Source organism: Acinetobacter sp. YH01020 (assembly GCF_013420275.1).
Taxonomy (GTDB): Bacteria; Pseudomonadota; Gammaproteobacteria; order Pseudomonadales; family Moraxellaceae; genus Acinetobacter; species Acinetobacter amyesii.
Map to the genome: position 1 here is coordinate 1 of NZ_VOYN01000069.1, position 14,582 is coordinate 14,582.

At 41.0% G+C, this 14,582-nt stretch carries 14 protein-coding genes; 6 read left to right on the forward strand and 8 right to left on the reverse strand.

Annotated elements, in window-relative coordinates; translation table 11 throughout:
• The first annotated feature begins 253 nt into the window (after nt 1–253).
• The 4 genes from FTT85_RS16780 (at nt 254) to FTT85_RS16795 (ending at nt 3,181) form a co-directional block, all read left to right on the forward strand.
• On the forward strand, nt 254–772 hold the full coding sequence (locus FTT85_RS16780; RefSeq protein ID WP_180164052.1) for a hypothetical protein: 519 nt from the start codon (nt 254–256) through the stop codon (nt 770–772).
• Between the two features lie 64 nt (nt 773–836).
• On the forward strand, nt 837–2,153 hold the full coding sequence (locus FTT85_RS16785) for a hypothetical protein (RefSeq protein ID WP_218953198.1): 1,317 nt from the start codon (nt 837–839) through the stop codon (nt 2,151–2,153).
• Between the two features lie 84 nt (nt 2,154–2,237).
• The gene (adk, locus tag FTT85_RS16790; RefSeq protein WP_078189866.1) at nt 2,238–2,897 is read left to right on the forward strand and encodes an adenylate kinase; all 660 of its coding nucleotides are present in this window, start codon (nt 2,238–2,240) and stop codon (nt 2,895–2,897) included.
• An 86-nt stretch (nt 2,898–2,983) separates the two neighbouring features.
• Nucleotides 2,984–3,181: a hypothetical protein gene (locus FTT85_RS16795; protein ID WP_180164050.1), complete on the forward strand. Its 198-nt coding sequence runs from the start codon at nt 2,984–2,986 to the stop codon at nt 3,179–3,181.
• Nucleotides 3,182–3,237: 56 nt separating this feature from the next.
• Here FTT85_RS16795 and nth read toward each other — a convergent pair whose 3' ends face one another.
• Together nth and FTT85_RS16805 are read right to left on the reverse strand one after the other, a co-directional pair.
• The gene (gene nth, locus FTT85_RS16800; RefSeq protein ID WP_180164048.1) at nt 3,238–3,927 is read right to left on the reverse strand and encodes an endonuclease III; all 690 of its coding nucleotides are present in this window, start codon (nt 3,925–3,927) and stop codon (nt 3,238–3,240) included.
• Between the two features lie 2 nt (nt 3,928–3,929).
• Nucleotides 3,930–4,724 (reverse strand): RnfABCDGE type electron transport complex subunit B, encoded by a 795-nt coding sequence (locus tag FTT85_RS16805; RefSeq protein ID WP_180164046.1) that lies wholly within the window; start codon nt 4,722–4,724, stop codon nt 3,930–3,932.
• Nucleotides 4,725–5,054: 330 nt separating this feature from the next.
• On the opposite strand from FTT85_RS16805, the gene gdhA reads away from it, so the two are divergent.
• Nucleotides 5,055–6,401 carry an NADP-specific glutamate dehydrogenase gene (gdhA, locus tag FTT85_RS16810; protein ID WP_373886905.1) on the forward strand — a complete coding sequence of 449 codons (1,347 nt, stop codon included), beginning with the start codon at nt 5,055–5,057 and terminating at the stop codon, nt 6,399–6,401.
• A gap of 83 nt (nt 6,402–6,484) precedes the next feature.
• On the opposite strand, the gene FTT85_RS16815 is transcribed toward gdhA, so the two are convergent.
• The 4 genes from FTT85_RS16815 to rlmH all read right to left on the reverse strand — a co-directional run bounded on the left by FTT85_RS16815 (nt 6,485) and on the right by rlmH (nt 9,673).
• Complete coding sequence (locus FTT85_RS16815) at nt 6,485–7,255, reverse strand: META domain-containing protein (RefSeq protein WP_180184017.1); 771 nt, start codon at nt 7,253–7,255, stop codon at nt 6,485–6,487.
• 77 nt (nt 7,256–7,332) lie between these two features.
• Nucleotides 7,333–8,109, reverse strand: coding sequence for a DUF4377 domain-containing protein (locus FTT85_RS16820; protein ID WP_180184018.1), 777 nt, complete (start codon nt 8,107–8,109; stop codon nt 7,333–7,335).
• A gap of 167 nt (nt 8,110–8,276) precedes the next feature.
• Nucleotides 8,277–9,053 carry a dioxygenase gene (locus tag FTT85_RS16825; RefSeq protein WP_180184019.1) on the reverse strand — a complete coding sequence of 259 codons (777 nt, stop codon included), beginning with the start codon at nt 9,051–9,053 and terminating at the stop codon, nt 8,277–8,279.
• Nucleotides 9,054–9,190: 137 nt separating this feature from the next.
• On the reverse strand, nt 9,191–9,673 hold the full coding sequence (gene rlmH, locus FTT85_RS16830; RefSeq protein ID WP_078189858.1) for a 23S rRNA (pseudouridine(1915)-N(3))-methyltransferase RlmH: 483 nt from the start codon (nt 9,671–9,673) through the stop codon (nt 9,191–9,193).
• 203 nt (nt 9,674–9,876) lie between these two features.
• Here rlmH and FTT85_RS16835 point away from each other — a divergent pair, with 203 nt between their 5' ends.
• Complete coding sequence (locus FTT85_RS16835) at nt 9,877–10,788, forward strand: M20/M25/M40 family metallo-hydrolase (protein WP_180184022.1); 912 nt, start codon at nt 9,877–9,879, stop codon at nt 10,786–10,788.
• A 417-nt stretch (nt 10,789–11,205) separates the two neighbouring features.
• Here FTT85_RS16835 and lon read toward each other — a convergent pair whose 3' ends face one another.
• Nucleotides 11,206–13,632: an endopeptidase La gene (gene lon / locus FTT85_RS16840; protein WP_180184020.1), complete on the reverse strand. Its 2,427-nt coding sequence runs from the start codon at nt 13,630–13,632 to the stop codon at nt 11,206–11,208.
• 147 nt (nt 13,633–13,779) lie between these two features.
• Entirely contained in the window at nt 13,780–14,367 is a 588-nt protein-coding gene (locus tag FTT85_RS16845) for a 5-formyltetrahydrofolate cyclo-ligase (protein ID WP_180184021.1), read from the reverse strand.
• Nucleotides 14,368–14,582 lie beyond the last annotated feature (215 nt).

Consider the following 14,582-nt stretch of genomic DNA (forward strand, 5'->3'; position numbering starts at 1 on the left):
AGGGAAGATGCGGTAAAGGTCGCCCTTTGAAGCAGAAAGCAAGCGAAATCCGCAAGGAAGTCACCTAAAAGCTTTTGCTTTTAGAATCCCCCACTTGAGCTAGTCGAAAGTGGTGGGAGTATGTCAAATTTTGACTTTGCAGACATGAAAAATATGGGGCTTTGTGTATAACAGTTCATATTATTCTGCTAAAGTCGAAACGTATAAAAAAGGAATATTCCAAAAAATAATACTAAGGAAGTTTGTGAAAACAATGAATAAATTATATCCATTGCTTGCATTTATGATGCTCGGAAGCATCGCACATGCCAATGACAATTCATTTTTACCTGAGGCAAAGTTAACAAGTAAGGGTTATCAACCATGGAATGTTGGAGCAGGTTTTACTCAAAAAATTATTCACGTGAATGGTGAGTGGGTAAACCCATATGGCATTGCCTATGCAAAAGCTGGTGTTTTCTTGAACGATGATAAAACACCTGGTGGGCAAGTCGGCTTTCGTTACCCAGTTCATTTCACTGGCAAAGATAAAAATGGTTATTATATCGGAGCTTATGCGGGTCACATCGACTCTAAGAAAGTAGATGGTGAAGATGAAGCGCGTTTAGGTGGTGGTATCGATCTTGCTTATGTGATGTTGAGTGCCGAGCGTATTAGTACGTTTAGTGTAGGCTTGGGGGCGGGTGAAAAATTAGAAGACAAATCAGGTAATGTGATTGTGGAAACCGAACCGAGACTACAAATCTCATATACTTTAAGTTTTGGTTTGTAGTGAAAATAATCAACTTTATTTTATAACCGCACTCACTGAATAAAATTAAATATGGAAGTTATGCATGCTTGAGTACGTTAACGAATTGTGGCAAACCTTTTTGCAACGTCCCGATTTTTGGGCTGTGCTGAGTATTATCCCCGTTACCGCATTCGTTACCTGGGCACACGTTTGGATGGCACTGAAAATGGTGTTTTACCCGATTACTTTCTGGGGATTCCATTTAGGTCGATTACCCGTGGGATGGCAGGGGATTGTGCCAAGAAAAGCTGGACGTATTTCTGGCATTATTACGGATAATACATTGTCTAAATTGGGTTCCTTGCGTGAGTTTTTGGAAGCAATGGATCCTGAGGACATGGCGCGCATCATTGGTGAACAAGTTGGCTTTGAGCTTGAACATTTGATTGATGAAGTCATGCTAGACCGAAATGCGGTGCTTTGGGAAAACCTACCGTATTCGATTAAACGTCGTATTTATACCCAAGCACACAAACAGCTGCCAAATACCTTAAAAGAACTCGTGACCGAACTGACCATGAACGTAGAGTCACTTGTTGATATGCGTGAAATGGTGGTGAGCCAAATGGAAGCGGATCGTCTCTTGATGGTACGTATGTTCCTTAAAGTTGGCCAAAAAGAAATCAACTTTATTTGGCATATCAGTGCCTTGATTGGGATGTTCTTTGGTATCTTCCAAATGGTTGTTTGGTTTGTGGTGCCTTGGCATTGGACGGTTCCATTTTGGGCAGCAATCTGGGGCTTTTTGACCAACTGGATTGCCATCTGGATGGTATTTAATCCCATTGAGCCGCACCCCGTTAAGTATTTACAATTGTTTGAATTAACTAAAGATCGTAAATTCCCTTGGATTAAACCTGTGATTCCACGTATTGGAACGTACAATGTTCAAGGCGCGTTTATGAAACGCCAAGAAGAAGTTTCAGATGTATTCGCAAGTGTAGTCACAGAAGACCTAATTACGTTAAAATCTATCATGACCGAAATGATGTATGGCGGGAAGAAAGATAAGACCCGTCGCATTGTGAAACGTCATATTAATGAAATTATGGAATCTCCACTGGTTCGTACCTCATTACAGTTGTCTTTAGGTCCAAAAGAGTACGCAAAACTCAAGACAGACTTGATCGATCGCTCAATTGAAATTACGATGGTGCCTGTATGCGACCCTGCGTTTAATGCGAGCCGTGCACAGAAAATCTTTCAAATGTTTAGAGACCGTATTCGTGAGCTAACACCGAAAGAATTTCAAAATCTATTACGTCCTGCATTTCAGGAAGACGAATGGATTTTAATTGTCTTGGGTGGTGTAACCGGTTTTATCGCGGGTACAATACATTTGTTTGTGGCTTTCTTATAATTAGATGCTGGAAGATGATCTGAATCTTGGGTTTAGATCACTACATAGCGTCATATACAATGTTTAAAATGAGGATGTTTTTTTATGCGCATTATATTACTCGGACCACCTGGAGCAGGTAAAGGGACACAAGCTCAGTTGATCTGTAAGCGCTACGATATCCCACAAATTTCAACCGGTGATATGCTCCGTGCTGCGATTCGTGAAGGTACTGAATTAGGTCTACAAGCTAAAAGCGTCATGGATAATGGCGGCCTTGTATCTGATGAGCTTATTATTGGTCTTGTAAAAGAACGCATTGCTCAACCTGACTGTGTCAACGGCTGCATTTTTGACGGTTTCCCGCGTACGATTCCACAAGCTGAAGCGCTTGAAAACGAAGGGATCAGCATCGATCATGTAATTGAAATCGATGTACCTGACGAAGAAATCGTTCAACGTTTATCTGGTCGTCGTCAACACCCTGCATCTGGTCGTGTATATCACACCGTTTACAACCCACCAAAAGTGGAAGGTAAAGATGACGAAACTGGTGAAGACCTTGTTCAACGTCCGGATGACCAAGAAGCAACAATTCGTAAGCGTTTAGGTTCTTACCACGCTGAAACTGAGCAATTGGTTGGTTTCTACCAAGGTCGTGCAGCTTCTGGCGAAAACGCACCGACTTATGACAAATTAAATGGTCTTCGTCCAATCGATCAAGTTCAAACTGATTTGTTCGCGATTTTAGATCAGTCTAAATAATTCAACTTTTTTGAATTTTTGACAATCAAAGAGTCCTACTGCATAGTGGGGCTCTTTTTTTATGTGGCTTTTAGGGCGAATCTGTTATGAAATTTGCTTTGGTTATAATGGTCATCATCGCTGTGGCGGTGTTATTGGGCTTATTATTTGTCAGCTTTAAAATGTTGCGTAAGGTGCAAGTGGAAGAAGCAGAGCAAGCTAAACTGAACCCGAAGCAATATCGCTTACATCCAAAGCTGCAGCAAGAGCTTAATAAAAAACACAAAAAACAAGATAAAAATTAAGCATCGACTCGATCAATTGATTCTTACAAATTTCATCAACTCCCAAATTGAAGAGATTAATCCTCAATTTGGGTGGTTTTAATCGGTCTTAATGCGCCAAAGTCAAAACGGTCAGGCCAATTACATACATCAGACACGATACATTCATCACATTTGGGTTTGCGGGCAATGCAGCAATAGCGTCCATGTAAAATCAGCCAATGATGTGAATCAACAATAAACTCTTTGGGGATGACTTTGACGAGTCGGTGTTCGACTTCCAAAACATTTTTGCCGACAGCCAATCCTGTACGATTACCTAAACGAAAAATATGCGTATCGACTGCCATGGTCGGTTGTCCAAAAGCAGTATTCAGCACCACATTTGCAGTTTTACGACCGACACCGGGTAAGGCTTCCAAATCTGCACGATTATTCGGAACGATGCTGTTGTGCTTCTCAATGAGCATCTTGCAGGCTTTAATGACATTTTCCGCTTTTGAGTTATACAGGCCAATGGTCTTGATATATTCCTTCAGTCCGTCAACACCTAACGCATAAATAGCTTCAGGAGTATTTGCTACTGGAAAAAGCTTGTCTGTGGCTTTGTTGACACTGACATCTGTGGCCTGAGCAGATAGGGTAACAGCCACTAAAAGTTCAAATGGACTACTATAATTGAGTTCAGTTTTCGGGTTGGGGCGTTGCTCACGTAAGCGTTCAAAAAAAGTTTGAATTTGCTTCTTAGTCATTTTTTTAACCGCCATGATTAAGCCCCTTGCAGTTGTGTTAATTGTTGCGTGAGCGTATGGAGTAACTCACGTTTTTTTGCATCGTCTCGAACACTCAGTTGTTTTTCTAATTTCTTAATTTGTGTACGAATTTTTGCAAGTTCAATGGTGGTTTTTGCATCGAGTTGAACGACTGGCGTAGCAGGTTTTTCCACGACTTCAATGACCGGTACTGAGTCTGTCTGGGTCGAAAATTGGGCAAAAAGTTCCGTCTCAATTTCAGCACGTACGACTGGGCCTTTACGATGAATTCTGCGCTTTTCCTCACGTTGAATATGTGCATAGTAGCGGCGACGTAAATCATTCTGTTCTGCGATTCGAGCGGCTTCAGATGGCACTTGATCAAGCTCTTCGACAAGGTCGATACAATCCACTGGACAAGGTGGAATGCAGAGTTCGCAGCCCGTACATAAATCCGTCAAGACGGTATGCATCAATTTGCCTGAGCCAATAATGGCATCAACAGGGCAGGCACTAATACATTTGGTACAACCAATACATTCATCCTCACGAATCACAGCTTTAACCCGTTGCGGGCGTCCATCACTTTGGATTGGCCAAACGCTGGCTTCTGCTGTTAAGTGTGGACGATTTAATAACGCTGCTAGTGAATCTGCCACAGGTTGACCACCGGGTATACATTTATTGGCTTCTTCTCCTTCACTGATGGCTTTGGCATAGGGTAAGCAGCCGTCTCGGTGTCCACAAAGTCCACATTGAGTTTGTGGCAATAGGGCATCAATTTGTTGGATGAGGGAAATTTCAGAAGTCATGGGTAGTCGCGAGTACAAATGAAGGCAGTGAAAAACCAAAGAGGACGTTGAATTCTAGCATGTTTCAGTATGAATTGCTGTGCGCAAAAATGGGTCTATAGATGCATCATAAATGAGCAAAATAATTCATTAAAACATTCCTAAAAGTAATAATATTTATAACTAAAATATCTGAATAATCAATTTAAATCGCTGTTCTTTAAAGAATTTAAAGATTTTTTAAAAAAACTATTGCTGATTAGTTACAAAAGATATTTAATATTTTGCGCCAAAATATATCTTTGATCAAAATTGTGATCAATTTTGATCCATACATCTGCTGAGGATTAAGTGTTGAAATATAACAGCCTTAACGACTTCCTAGACTACGTTAAAACACGTGATGAACACCAACCTGAATTTCTTCAAGCTGTTGAAGAAGTGATGACGAGCCTTTGGCCATTCATCGAAAAGAACCCACAATATGCTGACTACGGTTTGCTAGAACGTCTTGTTGAGCCTGAGCGTGCAATTCAGTTCCGTGTTTCATGGGTAGATGACAAAGGTCAAACTCAAGTTAACCGTGCTTTCCGTGTTCAATACAACTCAGCAATTGGTCCATTCAAAGGTGGTATGCGTTTCCACCCATCAGTGAACCTTTCAATTCTTAAATTCTTAGGTTTTGAACAAACTTTCAAAAATGCTTTAACTACACTTCCTATGGGTGGTGGTAAAGGCGGTTCAGATTTTGACCCTAAAGGTAAATCTGAAGGCGAAATTATGCGTTTCTGTCAAGCATTAATGATCGAGTTATACCGTCATCTTGGTTCTAACACTGACATCCCAGCGGGTGACATCGGTGTAGGTGGCCGTGAAGTGGGCTACATGGCTGGTATGATGAAAAAATTAAGCAATGACACAGCATGTGTGTTCACTGGTAAAGGTTTAACTTTCGGTGGTTCACTTGCACGTCCTGAAGCAACTGGTTACGGTACTGTGTATTTCGCTGAGGAAATGCTAAAAACTCGTGGCGACAGCTTTAAAGATAAAGTTGTAACGATTTCGGGTTCTGGTAACGTTGCACAATACGCTGCTGAAAAAGCAATGTACTTGGGTGCGAAAGTGGTTTCACTTTCAGACTCAGCAGGTACTGTATACGTAAAAGACGGTTTCACAACTGAACTTCTTGCTGAAGTAAAGGAATTGAAAAACGTTAAGCGTGGCCGTATTTCTGAATTTGCATCTAAGCACGGTTTTGAATATTTAGAAGGTCAACGCCCTTGGTCAATCAAATGTGATATCGCGCTGCCATGTGCAACTCAAAATGAATTAGATGAAGCTGATGCTGAAGCTCTTCTTGCTAATGGCGTAATCTGTGTTGCTGAAGGCGCAAACATGCCATCTACTTTGGCTGCAGTTGAGAAATTCGTTGAAGCGAAAATTCTTTATGCACCAGGTAAAGCTTCAAATGCAGGTGGTGTTGCAACTTCTGGTCTTGAAATGTCTCAAAACGCAATTCGTTTGGGTTGGACTTTCGAAGAAGTTGACGAGCGTCTACACGCGATCATGAAAGAAATTCACCGCAACTGCGTGAAATACGGTACTGAAGAAGATGGTACTGTGAACTATGTAAACGGTGCGAACATTGCAGGTTTCGTAAAAGTTGCTGACGCAATGCTTGCTCAAGGCGTTTACTAAGTTCTCCGTAAGTTGAACTGAAAACCGAGGCTTCTGCCTCGGTTTTTTTATGGCGGAATGGTTTAGAAAATATAGATATATTGCTAGGTGTTCATTAGCCTAAGTTGTAATTTGCTATCGATAATGTTGAAGTGAAAATTTAAGGGTTGGCTGAGCAAACGTTTAATATGAAGCTCTTGCTGATGTAATTGTGGGCAGAACTTCAGAGTACTCCATACATCTCCTGTAAAACGCCAAGGATGTTGTTCAACATCATAATTGCAGCCAATGCGATTACAGCCACTAAAAAATGTTATACGGCCATTGTTGAATGTGAGAGTTATTGGGGCGGGTAGAGCCTTATTCTCTACGAGAACCCACGTCTTTTGAGTTAATTGTTCTGCTTCAAAATCACGTAAATCAGCAATTCGCTGTATGCCTTTAAAAATATAGGTCTGTTGATTGCTATTCATCACGATGAATTCAGGCAGGGCATTTTGCTTTTGAAGTAGCTTTAGATTGACATCGCGAAAGAGTTGATTGAACAGCACATCGTTATTTGATTGCTTTGAACAGCCGATCAGTGTTTGCAGTTGTGAAGATTCAGTCTTCAAATGCTGTTGATTTAAATGATAAGGTTTAGAGATTAAATTGCATCCCGCATAAAGGTGTAGCTGTTGTGCGGAAAAGTTAATGAGAAAGGGTTGTCGGCTGTCAGTTGGATTATGTTGCCATGTATAGTGCTGTAAAACTTGATGAAATTGATCTGAAGCTGGGCTGATAAAAGTCTCGTGTTGAAGTTTGGGTCGCCATTCGCTATTACTCTGACAGCCAAACAATCCGAATAAAATACTAAAATACAATAAATTTTTCATCGGTAGTCTAGATCCTAAAGCGTACTGTAGATATAAAAAAACCGAGGCGATGACCTCGGTTTTTTATAGGCTGTAACTTACAAGGTACCTTTTACAGCTTCACGTTCGACTGACATATCAAAAATATAGGCATATTTTGATTGGTCAGCAGCAGGGTTTTTACGTTCAAAACGTTTTACGCGAATAATTTGGCGTTCTGCAGGAGTGTGCTTAAAGCCTTCAATTTGATCGTAAAATAAGGTCCAGTCTTTATCAACTTGTGTTTTTAGGCCTTTTTCATCGTACTTCACTTCACGCACTTGCAAACAAGTTTGTGGAGCAACGCCTGTACATTGTTTGGTTTCAGGGCTGATTTCAAGGAAAATCGTTTCGCCTTGTGAGTTATACTGGGTTTCAGGTGTTAATGTTCCAGTGAACACTAGTTTCTCACCTGTTGCAGAGATAATTGTTAACGTTGGGTTTTGTGGATCTGTAGTATTTAAAACAAAAGGTGCTTTACGGTCACTAAAGAGTGAAGATGCAAGTCCTTCTTGTTTCATCGCATTATCAGCACACGCCATCATGGTAGATGCAATATTGCCTGTCACGAGGGTATTGTGTTCCACTTTCCATTGGGTTGACATGCTGTTACAACTGGTTGAAATACCCAAAGTGCCATTTTCTAGAAAATTTAAAACCAAAGGTTTTGACGCATTTTCAGTGGTTGTGCTCCATTGATATGAAGCTAAAGTTTTATCAGCATTTTGTTGTTGTAATACGCTCACGGCTAAATCTCCAGCTTTTTGGATATCGCTTGATTGACATGCAGCAAGGGCTAAAGGGAAGAGGGCGATCGCTAAAAATTTTAATTTCATTACGCTAACTGTTCTTAGTGAATTTCAGCCAGTAGCATAACCCATTCATTTTAAAAAAATATGAATACATTCAGCTCAAATAAGTAGCAAAATGTATCCATAAATAATAATTTGTTAACTTATTAATATAAATTATGAATAAGTCAATCTATCTCATTTTTCCACGTTTAATCAAAACGATAAATATCCATACCGAGTGAACCCATACTAAAGCTACTGTGAACAATAGAGAAGCGGGGGCCTGCACCCATCGCAAAGAAGATGGGTGCAAAATGTTCAATGGTCGGATGGTTGCGTTGTACAAACGGGATATTTTGCCAATCGAGAACTGCATCAAAATCTTGATGAGTGAGCTTATTGACCACAAAATTACGAAATGTCGAAGCCCATTCAGGCACGGCTGCTGCACGTCCATCCCAAGCCAACTCACGTAAGTTATGGGTAATACTGCCCGATCCAATCAACAGGATTTGCTTGTCACGTAAAGGTGCAAGCGTTTGTCCAATTTTATAGATCTCTTGTGCAGACATGGTCATTGGCAGTGATATTTCAATCACAGGAATGTCAGCATCAGGATACATATGCAATAACGGCATCCAAACGCCATGATCGCGTGGACGAGTGCTGTTGGCATGTGCAGATAATCCTGCATTGGCAAGCAAATGAAGGATTTCTTCAGCGAGCTCTGGGTTACCTGGTGCTGGATAGCGAATATCATAAAGTTCCGGAGGGAAGCCACGGAAGTCATGCCAAGTTTCAGGACGGGCACTCGTACTTACTTCTAGTGCGTTACTTTCCCAATGCGCGGACATGATAATAATGGCTTCCGGTTTTGGAAGATTCAGGCTTAAACGTTCCAACGCAGGACCGACTTGCTCAGGATTGATGGCAAGCATAGGTGAGCCATGGGAAATAAATAAACCTGGAAGTGTTTGTAAATTCATCGCAGTCGCCGTTGGTTGTTTAAAGGAATATGATGATCATGCACTAAATTATTCAGCGTAACAATTCGGATAATTTCAACGGTTTGTTTCATTGTTGCAACGCTGTAACTGCTATATACGCTGGATGTTAGTTCGGATTAACCCGCACGATGGTAAGGGTGATTATGGTTAATACTCATTGCACGGTATAGCTGTTCGATGAGCATGACACGAACCATTGGATGCGGCAAAGTTAGTTTAGACAAAGACCAATGCCATGCTGCAGCTTTACGTACCGCCTCAGAATGTCCATCTGGCCCACCAATGGCTAAAACCACATCATTGCCTTCAAGCATCCAACCTTTCATGGTTTCAGCCAGTTTTTCCGTACTGAACTCACGACCACCGACTTCTAAGGCGATCAGCACTTCATTCGATTTCATGGCATTTAAAATGCTGTCACCTTCAATTTGACGGTATTTTAAAATGTCGGCTTCTGAGTCGTTCTTGCCACGTTTAGCCATAGGCAGTTCAATGATCTGCGTTTGAACAAATGGCTGAATACGTTTGAAATAATCTTCAAAACCCGTCAGAACCCATGCTGGCATTTTTTGACCGATTGTCAGAATACGAATTTTCATACAGCGCCTGAAAGTATACAAAAGAGCATTATAACGGTTCGCTTGCGCTTTGTATGTTCAGACACAATTTGCAATTGAAATCGTGTTCTGCTTGCTGTTTAAATACGCAGCATAAGCAGATTAGATCGAAGATGAAAATTGGAATAATAACAATGAAAAAAACATGGCATGACGGTAAATTATTTTTGCTCAAGCAAGCAGCAATGCTTTTAATTTTTGCATGGTGTTCATTTGCGGCGTATGCCAACAATATTAGAACCGCTGAACCGGATAATTTAAAAGTCTATTTAGAGCAAATTATTGGCAATGAAGCTGAATATCGTAACTATAAGAACATTCAAGAGTTAAATCGGGTGTCTGCTTGGATTCGTGAGCAGATGCGTTTGTTTGGTGTGAATTGTCGTTTTCAAACCTATACCGTAAACAGCCAACCATACCGTAATGTGGTTTGTCCCTTAAATGCAGGGCATAGCAACCGAGTGATCATTGGCGCGCACTACGATGTATTTGAGGAGCAGCATGGCGCTGATGATAATGCTTCTGGCGTTGCAGGTGTACTCGAAGCTGCTCGGATTCTTTCGGCTGAAAAAGCGCGTTTAAAACAAAATATTGAATTTGTATTTTATACCCTTGAAGAGCCGCCGTATTTTAGAACAGAGTCGATGGGCAGTTTTATCCATGCAAAATCGGTAGCAAAGGAAAAGGATAAAATTTCAGGTGTATATATTCTAGAAATGATTGGTTATTTTGATCCCAAAGTCACCCAAGAATATCCTGTTGGGCTGAAGTGGATTTATCCATCGCATACAAATTTTATTGCATCGGTGGGGAACATTCAGTCTCGTGACTTAACTTCATCGTATTGTGCGGCGATGGAGTCTTTGAAGCAGTTGCAATGTGAACGCTTGATTTCACCTTCATTTATTCAGGGTGTGGATTTTTCAGACCATATGAATTATTGGCAATTTGATATGCCAGCGATGATGATCACTGATACGGCATTTTATCGTAATAAGCACTATCACACCGAGCAAGATACCTTGGATAAATTAAACTTAGACAAAATGGCTCAAGTGATCGATGGTTTGGTGAAAACCATCTTAAATTTGAAATAGCATGTCTTTAAAAACATGACATAAAAAACGCAGCCCCGAAAGCCTGTGGACTGCGATAAAAGGTCATCTACCTGGAGATGTAGATGACCATCTTGTTCCAATGATCATCACGCTTTTAGACGTGATTGGAACCAATAAAGAAACATACAGCGCGTATATCTCTCTACTATATATGTGGGATAGAGGGCGATATTTCAAGTAATAGCATTCAAATTTTGTAAGACTTTCTAATTGGCTATTCTTGATCTTGATGTCGAATTTGAAATAGTTATCCAATCCATAGTTGTAGCTGTTGTCTTGAATCTAGTGGTTGTGAAGAATTTGAATGAAAAGTTTCGAATATTTAGTATGAAATAATGGATATAAAAAAGCCCTGTCGAAACAGGGCTTTTTTCTTTTATTGCGAGTTGCTAGCGCTTAGTGACGAGCAGCTTTGCCACCTTCAGTTGCTTTGACAATCGGTGTCTTTGCAAGAGGTTTAGGCATATCAACCAAGGCTAGAGGTAAAATCTCATCAATCGATTTCACTGGTTTAATTTCTAGACCTTCTTTGACATTGTCTGGAATCTCAGTCAAGTCACGAACGTTATCTTGTGGGATAAAGACAAGCTTGATGCCACCACGGTGAGCAGCGAGAAGTTTCTCTTTTAAACCACCAATGCGCATTGCGCGGCCACCAAGACTGGTTTCACCGGTCATCGCAATATCTGGACGAATCGCAATGCCTGTAAACGCTGAAACAAGTGCGGTAGTTAGGGCCAAACCAGCAGATGGACCATCTTTCGGTGTTGCGCCTTCTGGTAAATGCACATGCACATCTGTTTCTTCAAAGCGAATCGCTTCAATACCTAGTTCATCTGCACGGGTACGTACAACGGTCATCGCTGCTGTGATCGATTCTTTCATGACATCGCCAAGAGAACCGGTGGTAATGAACTTGCCTTTACCTTTTACTGCCGCAACTTCAATCGTTAGCAGTTCACCACCAACAGATGTCCATGCCAAGCCATTTACACGACCCACTTCAGCTTCTTCTTCGGCCATACCGAAGTCGAATTTGTGTGGACCTAAGTAGTCAGGAAGATTTTTCGAATCCACTTCAATTTGAAGATTTTTCGCTTTCTTGCTCACTGCTTCTTTTACCACTTTACGTGCAATTTTCGATACTTCACGTTCTAAGCTACGCACACCGGCTTCACGTGTATAACGTTGTACGATATCGCGAATGGCTTCTTCGTGAACGGTTAATTCTTTTGCACGCAGACCATTGTTCTTGATGGCTTTTGGAACAAGGTAACGTTCAGCAATATTCACTTTTTCATCTTCGGTGTAACCCGGTAGACGAATCACTTCCATACGGTCAAGCAAAGCTTCTGGAATATTCATGCTGTTTGCAGTACAGATGAACATCACTTCAGAAAGGTCTAGATCAAGATCTAAGTAGTGATCATTGAACTTGCTGTTTTGTGATGGATCAAGGACTTCAAGCAATGCTGAAGCAGGGTCGCCACGGTAGTCTTGCGCCATTTTGTCAATTTCATCGAGTAAGAACAGTGGGTTCTTTACTCCAACTTTTGTCAAAGACTGCACAATTTTACCCGGCATCGCACCGATATATGTACGACGGTGACCACGGATTTCAGCTTCGTCGCGCACGCCGCCAAGCGCCATACGGACAAATTCACGGCCAGTTGCTTTGGCAACAGATTCACCGAGTGAAGTTTTACCTACACCTGGAGGACCAACTAAGCACAGGATCGGACCACGAAGTTTTTTCACACGTGATTGAACAGCAAGGTATTCCACGATGCGGTCTTTCACGTCGTCTAAACCATAGTGATCGGCATCAAGAATATCTTGAGCTTTAGCAAGGTTAATGCTGACTTTGCTGGCTTTGTTCCACGGCGTATCTAAAATAACTTCTAGATAGTTACGCACGACAGCCGCTTCGCTCGAAGCAGGTTGCATTGCTTTTAGCTTACGGAACTCATTTTCAGCTTTCTTGCGTACATGTTCAGGTAAATCGGCTTCAGCTAGACGTTTTTCAATTTCTGCAACGTCATCCTCACCACCGCCATTCATGTCAGAAAGTTCGCGTTGAATGACCTTCATTTTTTCATTTAAGAAGTATTCACGCTGATTCTTTTCCATTTGGCGTTTTACAGAATCATGTAAGGTTTGCTCAATTTGCTGTTCTTCTGACTGTTGTAATAAATACGTCATCAGCTCAGCTAAATGTGCTTCAAATTCATCATGCTCTAAGAACTTTTGTTTTACATCAATATTCAAAGGCACGCGTGTTGCTACAAAGAATAATAATTGTAGCAAATCATCAATTTTATTGGCTGCTGCAATCAATTCACGTGCGTTACGCAATTTTGCTTCTGCATATTGAGCAAATAAGGTGCGTAATTCTTCCACACGGTTATTCTGAGTTTCTGAGTCTACAGAAACCGTCATTGGGCTTAATGAATGCTCGGCAGTCAGGTAATTATCGGCATCGATAATTTTTTCTAACTTGGCACGATATAAGCCTTCAATCAGTACTTTTATACAGTTTTCATCATTCTCATGATTCACAACTTGCACAATCTTCGCGACAGTACCGTATTGATATAAATTGTCGTGATCAATTTCTTCTGTAAGCGAATCTTTTTGTGCAACTACGAATACAAGATTGTCACTGTCACGTGCGACATTGACTGCATTGATCGACTTTTCACGACCCACAAACAGTGCAATTTGCATGTGAGGATATACAACCACATCTCGTAGCGCTAAGAGCGGTAATACGCTCGGAATTGTAGTTTCCAAGCTTTCTTCATTCATAATAATCTCAGACATGGGCACTCCTAATGAGTGACAACGGTGTTGCCATGTTTTTTATAGTGATGTGTATTTTTTAAATTACAAGGGTCATGCCAATTAAAATGTATAAAAAATGACTAAATATGTGATTTATAAGTGTAACTCAGTGTCAAGAATATCAAATTAACGTTTGAAGCTTAAAGTTTGAGATGGACTAATAAAGCCATCTAGCGGTTGATCCCATGCCTCTCGGACCAAAGAGTCTTGAATGAGTTGAAAATCATGACCAAGTCCTAAACGGTAGGGGGGAGAGTGGGCTGTTGCTAATGTTTTATCGTAGAAGCCACCCCCCATACCAATACGTGTGCCGTACTTGTCGCAAGCGAGCAAGGGCATAATTAAAAGGTCAAGATGAGAAACATGCTTCCCACGACTGGCCATCGGTTCTTTCATGCCCAGTGGGTGATGGGAAAATCGTTGGTTGCAATATTGGTTGCGTGTAATTTCGACCCACACCAATTGTTGATTCATGTTGCAAATCATGGGTAAATACACGTGTTTTTGATGCGAAAAACAGTAGTGGATAAGCTTTTGAGTGTGAATTTCACCAAATGCATGTAAATAAACGCCTATATGCTGACTGCGCTTAAAATAACTATGTCTGATTAAGCGCTGTAGGACTTGTTGTTCAGCTTGTCGTTGCTCCCATAGGTTTAGGCTACGACGCTGCTTACGGAGTTGTTTACGAAGGCTGGTGGTGCTCAAAGTCATGGTTCATTTCAAAGTAGCACAAAATTCTCAAAGGCATCTTAACGCGTTCAAGCTTAAAAGTCCGAAAAAATAGGTTTTATCTTTTTTAGGCTTTGTTGCACAAAGATTTGAAATACAAAGCCCCCTAATTGAGCCAAATTTAAGGCGTAACTTGGGTAAGTGGTCGACCTAATTCCGTAAATCTGTTGAGGACTGCTACACGTGCATGAATTTCA

Excerpts from the sequence above, each read along its gene's own strand:
- nth (WP_180164048.1), bottom strand. The coding sequence starts at position 3,927 with ATGGCGGTTAAAAAAATGACTAAGAAGCAAATTCAAACTTTTTTTGAA.
- FTT85_RS16825 (WP_180184019.1), bottom strand. The coding sequence starts at position 9,053 with ATGAATTTACAAACACTTCCAGGTTTATTTATTTCCCATGGCTCACCT.
- FTT85_RS16785 (WP_218953198.1), top strand. The coding sequence starts at position 837 with ATGCTTGAGTACGTTAACGAATTGTGGCAAACCTTTTTGCAACGTCCC.
- FTT85_RS16845 (WP_180184021.1), bottom strand. The coding sequence starts at position 14,367 with ATGACTTTGAGCACCACCAGCCTTCGTAAACAACTCCGTAAGCAGCGT.
- FTT85_RS16820 (WP_180184018.1), bottom strand. The coding sequence starts at position 8,109 with ATGAAATTAAAATTTTTAGCGATCGCCCTCTTCCCTTTAGCCCTTGCT.
- FTT85_RS16795 (WP_180164050.1), top strand. The coding sequence starts at position 2,984 with ATGAAATTTGCTTTGGTTATAATGGTCATCATCGCTGTGGCGGTGTTA.
- FTT85_RS16835 (WP_180184022.1), top strand. The coding sequence starts at position 9,877 with ATGCTTTTAATTTTTGCATGGTGTTCATTTGCGGCGTATGCCAACAAT.
- FTT85_RS16780 (WP_180164052.1), top strand. The coding sequence starts at position 254 with ATGAATAAATTATATCCATTGCTTGCATTTATGATGCTCGGAAGCATC.
- lon (WP_180184020.1), bottom strand. The coding sequence starts at position 13,632 with ATGTCTGAGATTATTATGAATGAAGAAAGCTTGGAAACTACAATTCCG.
- FTT85_RS16815 (WP_180184017.1), bottom strand. The coding sequence starts at position 7,255 with ATGAAAAATTTATTGTATTTTAGTATTTTATTCGGATTGTTTGGCTGT.
- adk (WP_078189866.1), top strand. The coding sequence starts at position 2,238 with ATGCGCATTATATTACTCGGACCACCTGGAGCAGGTAAAGGGACACAA.
- FTT85_RS16805 (WP_180164046.1), bottom strand. The coding sequence starts at position 4,724 with ATGACTTCTGAAATTTCCCTCATCCAACAAATTGATGCCCTATTGCCA.
- rlmH (WP_078189858.1), bottom strand. The coding sequence starts at position 9,673 with ATGAAAATTCGTATTCTGACAATCGGTCAAAAAATGCCAGCATGGGTT.